Annotated in this window: 16 protein-coding genes; 9 read left to right on the top strand and 7 right to left on the bottom strand. The window is 74.2% G+C overall.

What is annotated here, in order from left to right; all coding sequences use genetic code 11:
* Positions 1–558, top strand: a 558-nt coding sequence (locus AC07DW_RS24150) for a fibronectin type III domain-containing protein (RefSeq protein WP_478859760.1), incomplete at its 5' end; no start/stop codon positions are given.
* Between the two features lie 96 nt (positions 559–654).
* Here the strand turns inward: AC07DW_RS24150 and aceB are convergent.
* Both aceB and AC07DW_RS24140 read right to left on the bottom strand, forming a co-directional pair.
* Positions 655–2,277 (bottom strand): malate synthase A, encoded by a 1,623-nt coding sequence (gene aceB, locus AC07DW_RS24145; protein WP_478859759.1) that lies wholly within the window; start codon positions 2,275–2,277, stop codon positions 655–657.
* 228 nt (positions 2,278–2,505) lie between these two features.
* A complete protein-coding gene (locus AC07DW_RS24140) occupies positions 2,506–3,114 on the bottom strand; it encodes a nucleotidyltransferase family protein (protein ID WP_478859758.1) in 609 nt (202 codons plus the stop codon).
* 153 nt (positions 3,115–3,267) lie between these two features.
* On the opposite strand from AC07DW_RS24140, the gene AC07DW_RS24135 reads away from it, so the two are divergent.
* Together AC07DW_RS24135 and AC07DW_RS24130 are read left to right on the top strand one after the other, a co-directional pair.
* Positions 3,268–5,097: a serine/threonine-protein kinase gene (locus AC07DW_RS24135; RefSeq protein ID WP_478859757.1), complete on the top strand. Its 1,830-nt coding sequence runs from the start codon at positions 3,268–3,270 to the stop codon at positions 5,095–5,097.
* 119 nt (positions 5,098–5,216) lie between these two features.
* Positions 5,217–5,501 (top strand): DUF5955 family protein, encoded by a 285-nt coding sequence (locus AC07DW_RS24130; protein ID WP_478859764.1) that lies wholly within the window; start codon positions 5,217–5,219, stop codon positions 5,499–5,501.
* 21 nt (positions 5,502–5,522) lie between these two features.
* Here the strand turns inward: AC07DW_RS24130 and AC07DW_RS24125 are convergent, their stop codons facing one another.
* From AC07DW_RS24125 to AC07DW_RS24115, 3 genes are all read right to left on the bottom strand, one after another.
* Positions 5,523–5,966: a cupin domain-containing protein gene (locus AC07DW_RS24125; RefSeq protein WP_478859756.1), complete on the bottom strand. Its 444-nt coding sequence runs from the start codon at positions 5,964–5,966 to the stop codon at positions 5,523–5,525.
* 269 nt (positions 5,967–6,235) lie between these two features.
* Entirely contained in the window at positions 6,236–6,856 is a 621-nt protein-coding gene (locus AC07DW_RS24120; RefSeq protein ID WP_478859755.1) for a response regulator, read from the bottom strand.
* On the bottom strand, positions 6,853–8,025 hold the full coding sequence (locus AC07DW_RS24115; protein WP_478859754.1) for a sensor histidine kinase: 1,173 nt from the start codon (positions 8,023–8,025) through the stop codon (positions 6,853–6,855). Before AC07DW_RS24115 ends, AC07DW_RS24120 begins: the two co-directional genes overlap by 4 nt.
* Positions 8,026–8,137: 112 nt before the next feature.
* Here AC07DW_RS24115 and AC07DW_RS24110 point away from each other — a divergent pair, with 112 nt between their 5' ends.
* From AC07DW_RS24110 to AC07DW_RS24100, 3 genes are all read left to right on the top strand, one after another.
* The gene (locus AC07DW_RS24110; protein ID WP_478859753.1) at positions 8,138–9,202 is read left to right on the top strand and encodes an ABC transporter permease; all 1,065 of its coding nucleotides are present in this window, start codon (positions 8,138–8,140) and stop codon (positions 9,200–9,202) included.
* Complete coding sequence (locus tag AC07DW_RS24105; RefSeq protein WP_478859752.1) at positions 9,199–9,873, top strand: ABC transporter ATP-binding protein; 675 nt, start codon at positions 9,199–9,201, stop codon at positions 9,871–9,873. Before AC07DW_RS24110 ends, AC07DW_RS24105 begins: the two co-directional genes overlap by 4 nt.
* Positions 9,874–10,026: 153 nt before the next feature.
* Positions 10,027–11,346 (top strand): NAD(P)/FAD-dependent oxidoreductase, encoded by a 1,320-nt coding sequence (locus AC07DW_RS24100; protein ID WP_478859751.1) that lies wholly within the window; start codon positions 10,027–10,029, stop codon positions 11,344–11,346.
* 56 nt (positions 11,347–11,402) lie between these two features.
* Here AC07DW_RS24100 and AC07DW_RS24095 read toward each other — a convergent pair whose 3' ends face one another.
* Positions 11,403–12,212 (bottom strand): IclR family transcriptional regulator, encoded by an 810-nt coding sequence (locus AC07DW_RS24095; RefSeq protein ID WP_478859750.1) that lies wholly within the window; start codon positions 12,210–12,212, stop codon positions 11,403–11,405.
* A 340-nt stretch (positions 12,213–12,552) separates the two neighbouring features.
* On the opposite strand from AC07DW_RS24095, the gene allB reads away from it, so the two are divergent.
* Positions 12,553–13,941, top strand: a complete 1,389-nt coding sequence (allB, locus tag AC07DW_RS24090) for an allantoinase AllB (protein ID WP_478859749.1) — start codon at positions 12,553–12,555, stop codon at positions 13,939–13,941.
* Between the two features lie 5 nt (positions 13,942–13,946).
* Positions 13,947–15,059 (top strand): allantoicase, encoded by a 1,113-nt coding sequence (alc, locus tag AC07DW_RS24085; protein WP_478859748.1) that lies wholly within the window; start codon positions 13,947–13,949, stop codon positions 15,057–15,059.
* 94 nt (positions 15,060–15,153) lie between these two features.
* Here the strand turns inward: alc and AC07DW_RS24080 are convergent, their stop codons facing one another.
* Positions 15,154–15,891: a 3-oxoacyl-ACP reductase family protein gene (locus AC07DW_RS24080; RefSeq protein WP_478859747.1), complete on the bottom strand. Its 738-nt coding sequence runs from the start codon at positions 15,889–15,891 to the stop codon at positions 15,154–15,156.
* Between the two features lie 187 nt (positions 15,892–16,078).
* Here AC07DW_RS24080 and AC07DW_RS24075 point away from each other — a divergent pair, with 187 nt between their 5' ends.
* Positions 16,079–16,699, top strand: coding sequence for a dihydrofolate reductase family protein (locus AC07DW_RS24075; RefSeq protein ID WP_478859746.1), 621 nt, complete (start codon positions 16,079–16,081; stop codon positions 16,697–16,699).
* The last annotated feature ends 254 nt before the right edge of the window (positions 16,700–16,953 follow it).

Here is a 16,953-nt window from a genome sequence, read left to right as displayed (position 1 = left end):
CTCATCCTCCGACAACACCAGCTCGGCCATCGGCCGCCCCATCTTCGCCATGGAGACAGCTTACTAATCCAACGAATTCCCGGCGCAGGACACTACCAGGCCGACTCCCGTGTCCACAGCGTGCCCGGCACAACCACCTCCGCGCGCCTCGCCAACCTGCGCCCGGGCACCGTCTACACCTTCACCGTCCGGGCCCGCGACGCCGCCGACAACTCCTCGCCCGACAGCCCCCCGGTCGACCTCACGACCGCCCCGGCCCCCGGTTCCGGTCCCAGCACCGCCCCCACCGGCCTCACCGCGACGGCCCGCAAGGGCGCGGTCGCGCTGACCTGGACGCCACCGGACACCGGCGCCCCCGTCAAGGAGCACCAGCTGTTCCTCAACGGCGCCTTCGCCACCACCATCGTCTGGGGCGCGCAGCCCCCGCCCGGCAAGGCGGACTACACCTTCACCGTCACCGACGCGCCGGGCACCCGGTACACCGTCAAGCTCCGCGCCAAGCTCCCGGACGGCACCTGGGGCGACTTCTCGGCCCAGCGCACGGTGGTCATGCCCTGACCCCCCCGTTCCCGGCGCCGCGGAGCGGGGTGGGCAGGACTCCGCCCCCCCCTGACGTCGCGCGTCGACAGGGGGCGGAGCGGTCGCGCGGGCGGGTCAGCCGACGAGCTGGTCGTACGCGGGGAGGGTGAGGAAGTCCGCGTAGTCCTCGTCGAGCGAGACCTTCAGGAGCAGGTCGTGCGCCTGCTGCCACCGGCCGGCGGAGAAGGCCTCCTCGCCGATCTCCGCGCGGATCGCGGCCAGTTCCTCGGTCGCGACCCGGCGGGCCAGCTCGGGCGTGGCCGTCTCGCCGTTCTCGAAGACGACGCCCGCGTTGATCCACTGCCAGATCTGCGAGCGCGAGATCTCGGCCGTGGCCGCGTCCTCCATCAGGTTGAAGATCGCCACCGCGCCGAGGCCGCGCAGCCACGCCTCGATGTAGCGGATGCCGACCTGGACGGCGTTGCGCAGGCCCTCGTACGTCGGCCTCGCGTCGAGCGAGTCGATGGCGATCAGGTCGCCGGGGGCCACCGAGACGTCCTCGCGCAGGCGGTCCTTCTGGTGGGGCCGGTCGCCCAGGACGGCGTCGAAGGAGGCCATCGCGATCGGGACCAGGTCGGGGTGGGCGACCCACGAGCCGTCGAAGCCGTCGTTCGCCTCGCGGTCCTTGTCCGCCTTAACCTTCTCGAACGCGACCTTGTTGACCTCGGGGTCCTTGCGGGACGGGATGAACGCTGCCATGCCGCCGATCGCGTGCGCGCCCCGCTTGTGGCAGGTGCGGACGAGCAGTTCGGTGTACGCGCGCATGAACGGGGCCGTCATCGTGACCGCGTTGCGGTCCGGGAGGACGAACCTGGCGCCGCCGTCACGGAAGTTCTTGACGATCGAGAAGAGGTAGTCCCAGCGGCCGGCGTTGAGGCCCGCCGCGTGGTCCCGCAGCTCGTAGAGAATCTCCTCCATCTCGTACGCCGCCGTGATCGTCTCGATCAGCACGGTCGCGCGGACGGTGCCCTGCGGGATGCCGACGTAGTCCTGGGCGAAGACGAAGATGTCGTTCCAGAGGCGGGCCTCCAGGTGGGACTCCGTCTTCGGCAGATAGAAGTACGGCCCCTTGCCCAGGTCGATGAGGCGCTGCGCGTTGTGGAAGAAGTACAGGCCGAAGTCGACCAGCGCGCCGGGGACCGGGCGTCCGTCGAAGCGCAGGTGACGCTCCTCCAGGTGCCAGCCGCGGGGGCGCATGACGACGGTGGCGAGCTGGTCGGCGGGCTTGAGGGCGTACGACTTGCCGGTGCGCGGGTCGGTGAAGTCGATCCTCCGCTCGTACGCGTCGATCAGGTTGAGCTGGCCGAGGACCACGTTCTCCCACGTGGGGGCGGACGCGTCCTCGAAGTCGGCGAGCCAGACCCTGGCGCCCGAGTTCAGGGCGTTGACGGTCATCTTGCGATCGGTCGGGCCGGTGATCTCGACGCGGCGGTCGTTCAGCGCGGCCGGGGCCGGCGCGACCTTCCAGCTGTCGTCCTCGCGGAGCTGTGCGGTCTCCGGGAGGAAGTCCAGGGTGCTGGTGCGGGCGATCTCGGCGCGGCGCTCGGCGCGGCGGGCGAGGAGCTCGTCACGCCGCGGCGTGAAGCGCCGGTGCAGCTCGGCCACGAAGGCCAGGGCCGCATCGGTGAGGACCTCGTCCTGCCGGGGCAGGGGCTCGGCTTCGACGATGGCCAGCGGGGACGGCGCTGGTGCGGACATGAGCTGTCACTTCCTTCAGCGGGGACTGGGGCGCGGCGCGTGCGGTGGCCGCCGGGCGTACGCGCGCGGCACTGAGTGCCGCGGGAGCCGAGATACGGTCACAGGCGCCTTCTGACGGTCGGGTGCTTCTGAACAGTGGATACTAGTTTCCTCATAGTGGAAGTTCAATGGTTTGTTGATGTCGAGATTCTCCGGGTCGACACAACACGGCGCTGAGTGCCAGGCCGTTCACTCCAGGTGCGCCAGGTCCTCCGGCGTGTCGATGTCGTACGCCTCGGCCACGTCCCCGCACTCCACGAGGACGACCGCCCCCGCGTGCTCCGTCAGGTAGGCGCGTGCCCCCCGGTCCCCCTCCGCACTCGCCGCCACGCCCGCCCAGCGATCCGCCCCGATCAGCACCGGGTGGCCGCGTGTCCCGTCGTACGCGGCGGCCGCCAGCACGTCCCGCGAGCGGTACGCGGCGGCCACCCGCCGCACCGCGTCCGGCCCGATCCCCGGCTGGTCCACCAGCGACACGACGGCGGCGTCGGCGCCCGACCCCGCCAGGGACCCCAGCCCCGCGCGCAGCGACGAGCCCATCCCCTCCGTCCAGTCGGGGTTGTCGACCAGGACGCAGCCGGGCAGCGAGGCCCGTTCCCGTACGGAACCGGCGGCCGCGCCCAGCACCACGTGCACCACCTCGCAGCCCCCCGCCCGCAGGACGCCCACCGCGTGCTCGATCAGCGGCCGGCCGCGGTGCTCCAGCAGGGCCTTGGGGCGACCGCCGAGCCGCCTTCCGCCACCCGCCGCGAGAAGGAGCCCGGCTATCCGCGGTCCGTCTGTCGTCGTATGTCCCATGTGGAGTGCATACCGCATGCGCACGCCCCCGCGCGCGGGTGAAGAGGGGCCTTCGCCTTGGATAAGGTGCGGATCCGGGATCGAAGCGATCCGGCGGTGATCAGCGATGGTCAGCAGGGACAGTGCGAAGTCCGTTACGGGGGACATGGGTTGATGAGTGGTGGTCCGGCACGCCAGGGAACGGTCTTCCAGCCGCTGGAGAACGACGATCCGCGATCGGTGGCCGGGTACCGGCTCGCCGCGCGGCTCGGCGCCGGCGGCATGGGCAAGGTGTACCTCTCGTACACCCCGGGCGGCCGGCCGGTCGCCATCAAGGTGATCCGGCCCGACTTCGCCGAGGACGCCGAGTTCCGCCGCCGGTTCGCGCAGGAGGTGCGGGCCGCCCAGCGCGTCCAGGGCCTGTACACCGCGCCCGTCATCGACTCCGACACCGACGCCCGCCAGCCCTGGCTGGCCACCGCCTACGTACCCGGCCCCTCCCTCGCCGACGCGGTGCAGGCCCACGGCGGACTGCCCGTCGACACGGTGCTGCTCCTGGTCGCGGGCATCGCCGAGGCCCTCCAGGTCATCCACGGCGCCGGGATCGTCCACCGCGACCTCAAGCCCGCGAACGTCCTGCTCGCCGCCGACGGACCCCGCGTCATCGACTTCGGCATCGCGCGCGCCGCCGACGCCACCTCGCTCACCGGCAGCGGAGTGACCATCGGCACCCCGTCGTTCATGTCGCCCGAACAGGCGGCCGGCCGCGCGGTCACCGCCGCCACCGACATCTTCGCGCTCGGGCAGGTCACGGCGTACGCGGCGATCGGCAGCCCCGCCTTCGGCGAGGGCACCTCCCACGGCGTGCTGTACCGGATCGTCCACGAGGAGCCGCGGCTCGACGGACTCCCGGACCGGCTGCGCGAGCTGGTGACCCGCTGCCTCGCCAAGGACCCGGCGGCGCGCCCCTCCGTCACCGAGATCCTGGCGCTGTGTCAGGCCGCCAGCGACCAGACCGCGCTGCGCCGCCCGGAGGAGTGGCTGCCCGGCGCCGTCGCCGCCGACATCACCACCCGTGCGGCCGCCCCCGCCCCGGTGGCGGCCACCACGCCCCCGCCGCCCGCCCAGCCCCCGGTCGCCCCGGCGACGCCGCCACCCTTCCAGGTCTCCGCCCCGGCGCCCCACCCCCCGACCGCCCACGCGGCTCCGGCGACCCCGCCGCCCGGCTTCGGCCCGCCGCCCGCCCCGGCCACCACCCCCGCCTACGGCTACCCGCAGGCCCACGCCACGCCGCCCCACGCCACTCCGCCCCCGCACGCCGGACCGGCCCCGGTCACGGCGTCCACCCCCGCCCCGCCCCGCGAGAAGACGAAGCGCAACCTCCTGCTCGGCCTCGCCGCCGCGCTGCTCGTCGCCGGGCTCACCGGCGGCGGCGTCTACGTGATGATGGCGGGCGACGACGCCAGGAACGGCGGCCGGACGGAGAGCCGCGACCAGCCCAGGACCGACCCCACGCCCCAGGACCCGGCCACCGGGGACAGCGGGACCGGCGGAGCCGGCCCCACGCCCGACGCGCCCGCCTCCCAGGAGCCGCCGGAGCCGGTCGCCAACCCCACACCCGCCACGTACCAGGGCATCGACCTCACGGACGGCTACCACCTGACGCTCGGCGACGACCCCGTCAAGCCGCTCGGCGACGACGCCGACGTGGACGTCGCCTACGACTGGAACCTGGAGAAGATCTCCGTCGAGGACGGGCGGCTCATCCTGCTGCGCACCGGCCAGAAGGGCGACCTGGACACCTGCCGGACCGAGACCCGGTACGCCGACCGCGTCGACCTCGACTCCCTGTCCAAGGGATCCCAGCTGTGCGTCCTGACCAACGGCGGGCACGTCGGCCTCGTGACGTACCAGGGCAAGTCGCCCGAGTCCGACCCCAGTCACTACGTCACGCTCGACGTGACCGTGTGGCGCGGCGCGATCGCCCCGGAAGCCACCTCCTGAGTTTCGTCGCAGGAGTGGCGCGCCCCGCCCGTGATGGCGTTAAGTACAGGGGCGGGCGCACAACGTAGTGCGGGCGAGGGGCGGGAGGGCTTTTGTTGCACAGCGTGGAGCAGAAGTGCGTGACCGGCGGCGGCGAGGACCCCAGGGTGACGGAGCTGCGCGACGCCGTCTCCCGCCTCCGCCGCCGGCTGGCCTGCCACCCGGCCGACTTCGCCGACCGGGGCATCGCCGAGGACGAACTGGCCGCGCTCGCCGCGATGGCCCTCACCGGGGTCCCCGAGGTGCGGCGGCTGCGCCGGTCGCTGCTCCTCATCGCGGGAGCGATCGGCTCGGTGAGCGCGCTGGGCGCCGCACTCACCGATCTGCGGGGCGCGGTGGAACTCTTCGGCGCACAGCCCCGCTAGAGAGTGTCCAACGGTGCCTCCCTACCGCGTGTCCGTTTCTTCGAGCCGGTACAGCTCCGGCACGGAGACCTTGATCGGCTCCTGTGTGGTCCGGGCGATCACGACGATCGCGGGCTCGATCGGGTCGGGGTTCTCCTCCCGGTGCGGGACGAACGGCGGAACGAGGAAGAAGTCACCGGGACCGGCGGCCAGCCGTACCTCCTGTGTGCCGTCGTGGTAGACGAACACGGGGTGACCGCTGACCACGTAGACACCCGCCTCCGAATCGCCGTGGTGGTGGTTGTCCGTGGAGCTCAGAGGCGGATTCACCACCATGCCCATCCAGAGCTTCCTGGAGCCGACCGTGCCGCCGCTGATGGCGGCGTGACCGTCCAGCTCGCCGGCCCGGACGCGGTGGACCCGGTTGTTCGGCGGCGCGTCGTCACCGGCGCCCCGTTCGCTTCCGGTGCCTGTGCGAGTCGTCATGGTGCAGCCTCCCCATCTTGACGGTCTGGGCGGGAACCAGGCTGCGTCCTCGTGTCCCGGGCGGCAACGGACTTTGCGGTTATGGCAAAGCGCAGGCGTCCGAGACGATGACCGGCGGGAACGGCCAGGCGCGACGCCCTCGGCCGGCCGCTCGGCTTCGTGGTGGCCGGTGGCGACGTCGACGACTGTGGCCCTGACGTCCACCAGCGCGTCGTGCACGGTCCCGCGACCACTCGAACTCCACGCCTCCGACGACGTGCCGGGGGCGGTCAGCGGCGGATCAGGCGGCGGGCGGTGGCCGCCGCCACCGCCGCGGTCCGCGAGTCGACGCCCAGCTTCGCGTACACATGCACCAGGTGGGACTTCACCGTCGCCTGGCTGAGGAAGAGCCGCTTGCTGATCTGCTGGTTGGACAGGCCCTCGCCGACCAGTCGCAGCACCTCCAGCTCCCGCTTGGTCAGCGCCTCCGCCGGCGTCCGCATCCGGTCCATCAGCCGGTGCGCCACCGCGGGGGCGAGCGCGGACCGGCCCGCCGCCGCCGTACGGACCGCCGCCGCCAGCTCCTCCGGCGGCGCGTCCTTGAGCAGGTAGCCGCTCGCGCCCGCCTCGACGGCCGCCAGGATGTCGGCGTCCGTGTCGTACGTGGTGAGCACCAGCACCCGCGGCGCCCCCGGACGGGCGGTGATCGCGGCCGTCGCCTCCGAGCCGTGCATCCCGGCGCCGAACTGGAGGTCCATCAGCACGACGTCCACGCCCCCGGCCAGCTCGACCGCCCGCTCGGCGGTGGCGGCCTCGGCGACCACCGTGAAGTCCGGCTCCGTGTCCAGGACGGCGCGCAGCCCCGCTCGGACGACCGGGTGGTCGTCGGCCAGCAGCAGACGGACGGTCATCCCACCCCTCCCGGACGCAGCGGAAGGGCGACCGCCACGGCGGTGCCCTGGCCGGGCGCGGACTCGACGGTGAACGTGCCGCCCAGCGACCTTGCCCGCGAGCGCATCGCCGGCAGGCCGAAACCGCCCGCCGGGGACGGCGTCCGGGACCGGGGGTCGAAACCCCCGCCGTCGTCGACCACGTCCAGCCTCACGGACGCGTCCATGAACGTCAGCGTGATCCGGGCACGCTCCGCGCCCGCGTGCCGCACGGTGTTCGCCAGCGCGGACTGGGCGATCCGCAGCAGCGCCACCTCGTACGGCGTCGGCAGCGCGACCGGCGTGCCGCTCACCGAGAACCGGACCCGCGGCCCCGCCCCCGGCCCCCGCGCCTCGCACAACCGCTCCAGCGCCGCCGCCAGCGAGCCGTGCTCCAGGTCGGCCGGGGCCAGCGCCCGGACGAACCGCCGCGCCTCCGCCAGGTTGTCCTGGGCGGTCCGCCGCGCCCGCTCGATGTGCCCGGCCGCGACCGGGGAGCCCTCCGGCAGGGCGCGCTCGGCGGCCCGCAGCAGCAGCTGGATCGACGACAGGCCCTGCGCCAGCGTGTCGTGGATCTCGCGGGCCAGCCGCTCCCGCTCGGCCAGGGTGCCCGCGTGCCGTTCGGCGGCGGCCAGCTCAGCCCGCGTCGAGGTCAGCTCCTCCACCAGCCGCCGGTGCCGCTCGCTCTCCCGGTACAGCGCCTGATAGCCGAGGACGGTGGCCACGGCGACGGCCGCGCCCAGCAGCGGGCCGATGAACGTCCCCGGGCTGAGCGGCGCGCCATGGCGTACGTACGACATGATCGCCGCGCCCGCCGTGGCCGCGACGGCCGGCAGCGACCAGCGGACGGGCAGCAGGTGCAGGTGCAGGAAGTACAGCGGGAAGGCCAGCCACAGCCCGTCCGGAGTGACCGCCAGCAGCACCAGCCACGCCGCGGTCAGGGCACCCAGCCACAGCGCGGCGGCCGGCCGGGACTCCCGCACGGCGCGCAGGGCCGAACCCACCGCGTACACCGCGCCCGTGACGGCGGCCGCGGCGACGGCGACCGGGGTCGCGGCCCGCAGCGCGGCCAGCGCCAGCAGCCCCGCCACCAGCAGGTGCAGGCACACGCGCAGGACGCGCAGGACAGGGGTGAGGGAACGGGGATCCATGACTCGTCCAGCGTAGGCGGACCCGGCGCCCGCGCCCTCAACCGAATGGTTGATGCCGGGCCCGTCCGGCGTGCGATGCCGGCCCGGGGCGCTCGTCGGCAGGCTGGGCCGCATGTTCGTGGCATGGAGAGACCTGCGTTTCGCCAAAGGGCGATTCACGCTGATGGGAACGGTGATCGTGCTGATCACCCTGCTCGTCGGGCTGCTGTCGGGGCTGACGGCCGGGCTCGCGCGGGAGAACGTCTCGGCGATCACCGGGCTGCCCGCCGACCGGCTGGCCTTCGCCGCCCCGCCACCCGGCCGGCCGGTGTCCTTCACCGACTCGGTGCTGGCGGAGGAGGCGTGGCGGACCTGGGCGCGGCAGCCGGGTGTCACCGCCGCCGAGCCCGTCGGCATCCGCACGCTGGACGCGGCGGCCGGTGACCGTACGGCGGCGCTGTCGGCGTTCGGCAGCGAGCCGGGCGCCGGGATCGGCCCCCGCAGCGCGGAGCTGGGCCCGGGGCGGGTGGTGCTGTCGCGCCCGGCCGCCGGGGACCTGGGCGTGGGGCCCGGCGACCGGGTGCGGCTGGGCCGGCTGGAGGTGACGGTCGCCGCGGTCGCGGGCGACGCCTCGTACAGCCACACGCCGGTGGTGTGGACGTCCCTCGCCGACTGGCGGGGCCTCGGGCGCGCGGGGGCGACGGTCGTCGTGCTGCGCGGCGAGGGCATCGACCCGGCGGTGGGCGACCGGGCCGCCGGCACCCGCAGCACGACCGTCGACGAGGCGCTCGACGCCATCGGGTCCCACCGGGCCGAGAACGGCAGCCTGCGGCTCATGCGCGGCTTCCTCTTCGCGATCTCGGCGCTCGTCATCGGGGCGTTCTTCACGGTCTGGACGATCCAGCGCAGCGGCGACGTGGCGGTGCTCAAGGCACTCGGCGCCTCCACCCCGTACCTCCTCAAGGACGCCCTCGGGCAGGCGGCGTCGATGCTGGCCGCCGGGATCCTGCTCGGGACCGGGCTGGCCGCCGGTACCGGCGCGCTGGTGGGCCGGGGCGACGTGCCCTTCGCGCTCGAACCGCTCACCCTGCTCGGCCCCGCCGCCGTGCTGGCCGTGCTCGGGACGCTCGGCGCGGCCCTGTCCATCCGGCGGGTCACCGCCGTCGACCCCCTCACCGCGCTCGGGAGCGCCCGATGAGCCTGCGCCTGGTGGACGTGACCCTGACCTACCCGGACGGCGACGGGCGGCTGACCGCGCTGGACGCCGTGTCCCTGGAGGTCCCGCAGGGCGGACTGACGGCGGTCGTCGGCCCGTCCGGCTCGGGCAAGTCCAGCCTGCTCGCGGTCGCCGCGACGCTGGTCACACCGGACCGGGGCCGGGTCGTCGTGGCCGGCACGGACACCGGCACGCTGGACCGGGCCGCCCGGGCGGCGCTGCGCCGCGAGCGGATCGGCATCGTCTTCCAGCAGCCGAACCTGCTGCCGTCGCTGACCGCCGCCGAGCAGCTCCGGGTGATGGCGCACCTGGCGGGGCGCGGGCACGGGGAGCGGCGGGCCATGGAACTCCTCGACGCGGTCGGCCTCGCGGACCTCGCGGGACGGCGGCCCCACCAGCTCTCCGGCGGCCAGCGCCAGCGCGTCGGCATCGCGCGGGCGCTGATGAACGACCCGGCCGTCCTGCTGGTCGACGAGCCGACCAGCGCGCTGGACCACGAGCGGGGGGCGGCGGTCCTCGACCTGCTGGCGGTGCTGACCAGGGAGCGCGGTACGGCCACGGTGCTGGTCACCCACGACCGCGCCCACCTGGAGCGGGCCGACCGCACGGTCACCGTCCGGGACGGCAGGCTGTCGGCGGCCGGCACCGGCTGACAGCGGGCCGTAGGCCGTCGCCGAAGGGCGGCACCGCCGCCCGGCCGAAGACCGCCAGTCGGTAGGCTCGTTCCGCAACACGACGCGAAGGGGAGCTCGGTGGCGCGGGTTGCGGTGATCGGTGGAGGTGTCAGCGGGCTGGGAACGGCGCTCATGCTCGGACGGCGGGGCCACACGGTCACGTTGTTCGAGCAGGACGCCCGGCAGGCCGGGGACGCCCCGCACGAGGACTTCTTCCACTGGGACAGGCCCCGGGTCCCGCAGGCCGTCCAGCCCCACTCGCTGCTCGCGCCGGTGCGTACCGTGCTGCGCACCGAGACCCCCGACGTCTACGCGGACCTCCTGGCACGCGGGGCCCGGGAGTACCACGAGTTCGACTGGTTCGGTGAGCACCCGCCGTACCGGGCCGGCGACGAGGATCTGGTGACCCTGCGCGCCCGCCGCATCGTGCTGGAGGCCGCCCTGGTGGCGGCGGTGCGGCGGGAGCGCGCCGTCGACGTACGGCGAGGCTGCCGGGTGCGCGGGCTCGCCGTGAGCGAGGGCCGCCCCGCCCGGGTCACCGGGGTGCGGGTGGGCGCGGACGTGCACCGGGCGGACCTCGTCGTCGACGCGTCCGGGCGCCGCTCGCCGGTTCCGGCCTGGCTGACCGCGGCCGGCTGCCGCCCGCCCGTGGTCGAAAGCCACCGCACCGGGCTCGCCTACCTGTGCCGCTGGTACCGCCTGCGGGCCGACGGCCCGCGTGACCCCGGGCGGGTGAAGACCGGCTCGGCCGCGCCGTTCGCGCTGGCCGGCGTCTTCCCCTCCGACAACGGCACCTTCGCGGTGAGCATCGTGCTCTCCACCGGCGATCCGACCCGCGGCGCGCTCACCGACCCGGCCGTGTTCGAGGCCGTCGCCCGTCTCTTCCCCGCCACCGCCGCCTGGCTCGGCCTCGCCCCCGAACCGCAGTCCGCCGTCCTGCCGATGGCCGGCCTGGACAACCGCTGGACCGCCCTCGCCGACGAAGCCGGGCCTGTCGTCACCGGCCTGGTCAACGCCGGGGACAGCCTCATCCACACCAACCCCACCTTCGGCCACGGGGCGGCCCTCGGGCTGCGCGCCGCCCAGTACGTCGCCACCCACGCCGACCGGATCGCCGAGGACCCCGAGGGCTACCACACCTGGACGGCACGGACCCTCCGCCCGTGGTTCGACGCGCAGGTGACGTCCGACCGCGCCCACGGGCGGAGCCTCGCCGGGAGCGCGTCCCCCTCGGACCGGCGGGCCGCCGCCGTGGCCGCCTGCGCCTTCGACGATCCCGTCGTCATGCGGGCCCGGGCCCAGGTGCGTCACCTCCTCCGGTTCGCCCACGAGGCCTACAGCACCGAAGAGGTGGACCGCCACGTCACCGCCTGGCTGGCCGCCCGCCCGGACTTCGCGCCGAAGTACGACGGTCCGGCCCGGGACCGGTGGGACGCGCTCGTCCCGGCCTGAACGACCACCCGGCGCGGGGCGCCCGGCGGGCCGGGGCGGTGCGGGCCCGCCGGGCGTCAGGCCGTGCCGTTGTTGGCGGGGTTGGCCAGCGCCGTGGAGAGTTCGTTCGCGATGCCCTGGAGGATCGGCACGATCCTCTCCGTGGCGGTCTCCGTGACGCGGCCGGCCGGCCCCGAGATGGAGATGGCGGCGGCGGTGGGGGAGTCGGGTACCGAGACCGCGATGCAGCGGACGCCGATCTCCTGCTCGCTGTCGTCGACGGCGAACCCGGCCGCGCGCACCTGCTCCAGGGCCTCCAGGAAGCCGTCCGGAGTGGTGATCGTCTTCTCGGTCGCGGCGGGCATCCCGGTGCGGGCGAGCAGCGCCCGTACCTCCTCCGGCGGGGTGTGGGCCAGCAGCGCCTTGCCCACGCCGGTGGAGTGCGGCAGCACGCGCCGGCCGACCTCGGTGAACATGCGCATGGAGTGCTTGGACGGCACCTGGGCGACGTACACGATCTCGTCGCCGTCCAGCAGCGCCATGTTCGCCGTCTCGCCGGTCTCCTCGACCAGCCGGGCGAGGTACGGGCGGGCCCAGGTGCCCAGCAGGCGGGCGGCGGACTCGCCGAGCCGGATGAGGCGGGGCCCGAGCGCGTACCGGCGGTTGGGCTGCTGGCGCACGTAACCGCAGGCGACCAGGGTGCGCATCAGCCGGTGGATGGTCGGCAGCGGCAGCCCGCTGCTGGAGGAGAGCTCGCTCAGCCCGACCTCGCCCCCGGCGTCGGCCATCCGCTCCAGAAGGTCGAAGGCACGCTCCAGGGACTGGACACCGCCGGTCGCGGCGGCGGGCTTGGCGGCGTCGGTGGTGCTGGCGCTGGACGTCGGCACGTCAACGGTCCTTTCGAGGCGGATGGGCAAGGCAGCAGCCTACCGGCCCCTGCCGCCGGGCACATCGCCCGCGAAGGGACGTCTTCGCCGGTCAGGCGCTGTTTGTCCCGGTGTCCGCAGCGTTCCGCGAAGGTCTGCCGGTGCTCCGCCTGTGGGGAGCTACGTTCTCCCGGGTGAAATTCTCTTTCCACTTCATGGAAACATCCAAGTCGTCCCCTCGCCACCCGTCCTCGACCGGGCGACCCTTGACGAGGGCGGATCCGGAGTGAAGACTCCTTCAACAGTTCGTTGAAGAATGATGAGGCGACCGGCCCGCGCGGCCGGTGAAGTGGAAGGCGATGTGGACCGGAACGTGGACCTGAACGCCAACGTGGACGCGACCGCCGAGGTGGACGCGGACGTGACCCTGGTACTGCGCTCGACGCGCGTCATCACCCCCGAGGGCACCCGCCCCGCCTCGGTCGCCGTCGCCGGCGGCCGCATCGCGGCGGTACTGCCCCACGACGCCGAGGTGCCCGCCGGCGCCCGGCTGGAGGACGTCGGCGACCACGTCGTCCTCCCCGGCCTCGTCGACACCCACGTCCATGTGAACGACCCCGGCCGCACCGAGTGGGAGGGCTTCTGGACCGCCACCCGCGCGGCGGCCGCCGGCGGCATCACCACGCTCATCGACATGCCGCTCAACTCCCTGCCGCCGACCACGACGGTCGACCACCTGCGCACCAAGCAGGAAGTGGCCCGCTCCAAGGCGCACATCGACGTCGGGTTCTGGGGCGGCGCCCTGCCGGACAACGTCAAGGACCTCCGCCCGCTGCACGACGCCGGCGTCTTCGGCTTCAAGTGCTTCCTGTCGCCCTCCGGAGTGGACGAGTTCCCCGAGCTCGACCAGGAGCAGCTGACCGCGTCCCTCGCCGAGATCGCCGGCTTCGGCGGGCTGATGATCGTGCACGCCGAGGACCCGCACCACCTCGCCGCCGCCCCGCAGAGGAGCTCTTCCAAGTACGCCGACTTCCTCGCCTCCCGGCCCCGCGACGCCGAGAACACCGCCATCGAGAACCTGATCAACCAGGCCCGGCGGCTCGACGCGCGCGTGCACGTCCTCCACCTGTCCTCCGGTGACGCGCTGCCGCTGATCGCCGCCGCCCGCCGCGACGGCGTACGGATCACCGTCGAGAGCTGCCCGCACTTCCTGACCCTGACCGCCGAGGAAGTGCCCGACGGGGCGACGGAGTTCAAGTGCTGCCCGCCCATCCGCGAGGCGTCCAACCAGGACGCGCTGTGGCAGGGCCTCGCCGACGGGACGATCGACTGCGTCGTCTCCGACCACTCGCCCTCCACCGCCGACCTCAAGACCCCCGACTTCTCCACCGCCTGGGGCGGCATCTCCTCCCTCCAGCTGGGCCTGCCCGCCGTCTGGACCGAGGCCCGCCGCCGCGGCCACACCCTGGAGGACGTCGTCCGCTGGATGTCCACCGCCCCGGCAAGGCTCGCCGGCCTCGACCGCAAGGGCGCCATCGAGCCCGGCCGGGACGCCGACTTCGCCGTCCTCGCGCCCGACGAGACCTTCACCGTCGACCCCGCCGCCCTCCACCACCGCAACCAGGTCACCGCGTACGCCGGCAGGACCCTGCACGGCGTCGTCAAGTCCACCTGGCTGCGCGGCACGCGCATCGCCGACAACGGCATCCCGGCCGAGCCGACCGGCCGGCTGCTCGAAAGGAACAAGTGACCCCCGTGACCGGCATACCCCGCTTCACCGGCGACGCCAGCCCCTACGGCGGCGGTGACCCGTACGCCGACTACCGCACCGCCGACCTCCCCTTCACCGGCCTCGTCGACCTCGCCGACCGCCGCCTCGGCGCGGGTGTGATCGCCGCCAACGACGAGTTCTTCGCCGAGCGCGAGAACATGCTCAAGCCCGAGCCCGCCGAGTTCGACCCCGAGCACTTCGGGCACAAGGGCAAGATCATGGACGGCTGGGAGACCCGGCGCCGCCGCGGTGTCTCCGCCGACGAGCCCCACCCGACCGACGAGGACCACGACTGGGCGCTGGTACGCCTCGGCGCGCCCGGCGTCGTCCGCGGCATCGTCGTCGACACCGCCCACTTCCGCGGCAACTACCCGCAGGCCGTCTCCGTCGAGGCGACCTCCGTGGCCGGCTCCCCGTCGCCCGAGCGGCTCCTCGCCGACGACGTCGAGTGGACGACCCTCGTGCCGCGCACCGCCATCGGCGGCCACGCGGCGAACGGCTTCGCCGTCGACGCCGAGCGGCGCTTCACCCACCTGCGCGTCAAGCAGCACCCCGACGGCGGCATCGCCCGGCTGCGGGTGTACGGCGAGGTCGCCCCCGACCCGGCCTGGCTCGCCGCGCTCGGCACCTTCGACGTCGTCGCCCTGGAGAACGGCGGCCGGGTCGAGGACGCCTCCGACCGGTTCTACTCGCCGGCCACCAACACCATCCAGCCCGGCCGCTCCCGCAAGATGGACGACGGCTGGGAGACCCGCCGCCGCCGCGACAAGGGCAACGACTGGATCCGCTACCAGCTCGTCGAGCAGTCCGCGATCCGCGCGGTCGAGATCGACACCGCGTACCTCAAGGGCAACAGCGCCGGCTGGGCCGCCCTCTCGGTGCGCGACGGCGAGAGCGGCGAGTGGACCGAGATCCTGCCGCGCACCCGCCTCCAGCCGGACACCGACCACCGGTTCGTCCTGCCGGAGCCGGCGGTCGGCACGCACGTGCGGATCGACATCTACCCGGACGGCGGCATCTCCCGCCTCCGCCTGTTCGGCTCGCTGACGGCACTGGGCGCCAAGCACCTGGCGGCCCGCCACGACGAGCTGAACTGACCCGCTCGGGCAGCACGACACCTGCCCGTACGCGAGGGGCGCACCGGCCCGACAGCACCGGTGCGCCCCGCCGCGCCCCTCTCCCTCGTACGCCCTACGCGGCGTGGCCGCCGTCCACGGCGTACTCGGCGCCCGTCACATACGCCGCGTCCTCCCCGGCCAGGTACGCCACCAGGGACGCCACCTCGTCCGGCACGCCGAAGCGGCCCAGCGCGGTCATCGCCCGCTGACCGTCCGCGAACGGGCCGTCCGCCGGGTTCATGTCGGTGTCGACCGGCCCCGGATGGACGATGTTCGCGGTGATCCCCCGCTCGCCCAGCTCACGGGCGAGCGCCTTGGTCAGGCCCACCAGCGCGGACTTGCTCATCGTGTAGAGCGTCCCGCCCGGCCCCGGCACGCGCCGGGTCATGCAGCTTCCGATCGTGATGATCCGCCCGCCGCGCCCCATGTGCGCCGCCGCCGCCTTCGACGCCAGGAACACGCCCCGGACGTTCACCGCCAGGACCCGGTCGACGTCGGCGGGAGTAAGGCTCTCCAGCGGGCCGAGCACCCCGATGCCGGCGTTGTTGACCAGCACGTCCAGCCGCCCGCCGCCCAGCGTGCCGGCGGCCCGCTGCACCACGTCCGCCGCCTCGGCGGCGTCGCCGGCGTCGGCCCGCAGGGCGATCCCGCGGCGGCCCGTCGCCTCGATCTTCCGTACGACCTCGTCGGCCGCCTCCCGGTCCGTGACGTACGTGACGGCGACGTCCGCGCCCCGCTGGGCCAGCCGCAGCGCGATCGCGGCGCCGATGCCGCGGCTGCCGCCGGTGACCAGAGCTGTCCTGCCGTTCATGGTGTCCTCCGTGCCATCCGCCATAAGTGGTTGCGGGTTCAATGACACCGGAGTGGCGGGCGCGGCACCGGCGGGAATCGGACGCGCAGCCCGGCGCCCGGTCACCGATGAGTTCCGGACGCGGGCGGGGTCCTACCCGGTGACGCACGATGAGGAACGAACCGCGACGGAACGAAAGGCACCGGCCATGGCCAAGCTCACCCTCACCACCTTCCTGACGCTGGACGGCGTGATGCAGGCGCCCGGCGGCCCGGACGAGGACCGCACCGACGGCTTCGCGTACGGCGGCTGGAGCGTCCCGTTCGTGGACGAGGAGTTCGGCCGCTTCATGGACGAGGTGTTCGGACGGGTGGACGCCTTCCTGCTCGGCCGGCGGACCTACGAGATCTTCGCCGCGTACTGGCCGCACGTCACCGACGAGAACGACCCCGTCGCGAGCCGGCTCAACGCCCTGCCCAAGTACGTGGTGTCCCGGACCCTCGACAAGGCCGACTGGAACAACTCCACCGTCCTCGGCGGCGGCCTGGCCGAGGAGGTCGGCCGTCTCAAGCAGGGGCCCGGCGGGGAGATCCAGGTCCACGGCAGCGCCCGGCTCGCCCAGAGCCTCATCGCCCTCGGTCTGGTCGACGAGCTCAACCTGCTGGTCTACCCGGTGTTCCTCGGCAAGGGCCGCCGCCTCTTCCCCGACGGCGGCAGCCCGACCGCCTTCGAGCTCACCGGCCACCGCACCACGTCCACCGGTGTCGCGATCCAGACCTACCGGGCGGCCGGCCCCGCGCGGTTCGGCACGTTCGCACCCGGCGAGTGAGGCGCGCGCGGGCGGCGCGAGCGCGGGTGACGACGACCGGAGCGGTGGCGGAGGCGCGAGGGGTGTCGGGTGGGACGCCGCACAGGGGGAGCCCCCGGGCGGAGTTCCGCCCGGGGGCTCCCGTGGACCGGCCCGTGCGGGCGTCAGCCGATGGCGCGGCCGAACGCGCCGCCCGTCGGCGGCAGTCCGCCGGTGCCGGGCTTGTACGTGGTCGCCGTGCCGGTCGTGCCGGTGCGGGTGCCCAGGTCCTCGCC

This window comes from Streptomyces sp. NPDC045701 (assembly GCF_056432045.1).
This window is presented reverse-complemented; position numbering and strand designations above follow the sequence as displayed.

Excerpts from the sequence above, each read along its gene's own strand:
- AC07DW_RS24105 (WP_478859752.1), top strand. The coding sequence starts at position 9,199 with ATGAGCCTGCGCCTGGTGGACGTGACCCTGACCTACCCGGACGGCGAC.
- aceB (WP_478859759.1), bottom strand. The coding sequence starts at position 2,277 with ATGTCCGCACCAGCGCCGTCCCCGCTGGCCATCGTCGAAGCCGAGCCC.
- AC07DW_RS24140 (WP_478859758.1), bottom strand. The coding sequence starts at position 3,114 with ATGGGACATACGACGACAGACGGACCGCGGATAGCCGGGCTCCTTCTC.
- AC07DW_RS24110 (WP_478859753.1), top strand. The coding sequence starts at position 8,138 with ATGTTCGTGGCATGGAGAGACCTGCGTTTCGCCAAAGGGCGATTCACG.
- AC07DW_RS24125 (WP_478859756.1), bottom strand. The coding sequence starts at position 5,966 with ATGACGACTCGCACAGGCACCGGAAGCGAACGGGGCGCCGGTGACGAC.
- AC07DW_RS24080 (WP_478859747.1), bottom strand. The coding sequence starts at position 15,891 with ATGAACGGCAGGACAGCTCTGGTCACCGGCGGCAGCCGCGGCATCGGC.
- AC07DW_RS24135 (WP_478859757.1), top strand. The coding sequence starts at position 3,268 with ATGAGTGGTGGTCCGGCACGCCAGGGAACGGTCTTCCAGCCGCTGGAG.
- AC07DW_RS24100 (WP_478859751.1), top strand. The coding sequence starts at position 10,027 with ATGCTCGGACGGCGGGGCCACACGGTCACGTTGTTCGAGCAGGACGCC.
- AC07DW_RS24120 (WP_478859755.1), bottom strand. The coding sequence starts at position 6,856 with ATGACCGTCCGTCTGCTGCTGGCCGACGACCACCCGGTCGTCCGAGCG.
- AC07DW_RS24115 (WP_478859754.1), bottom strand. The coding sequence starts at position 8,025 with ATGGATCCCCGTTCCCTCACCCCTGTCCTGCGCGTCCTGCGCGTGTGC.
- AC07DW_RS24075 (WP_478859746.1), top strand. The coding sequence starts at position 16,079 with ATGGCCAAGCTCACCCTCACCACCTTCCTGACGCTGGACGGCGTGATG.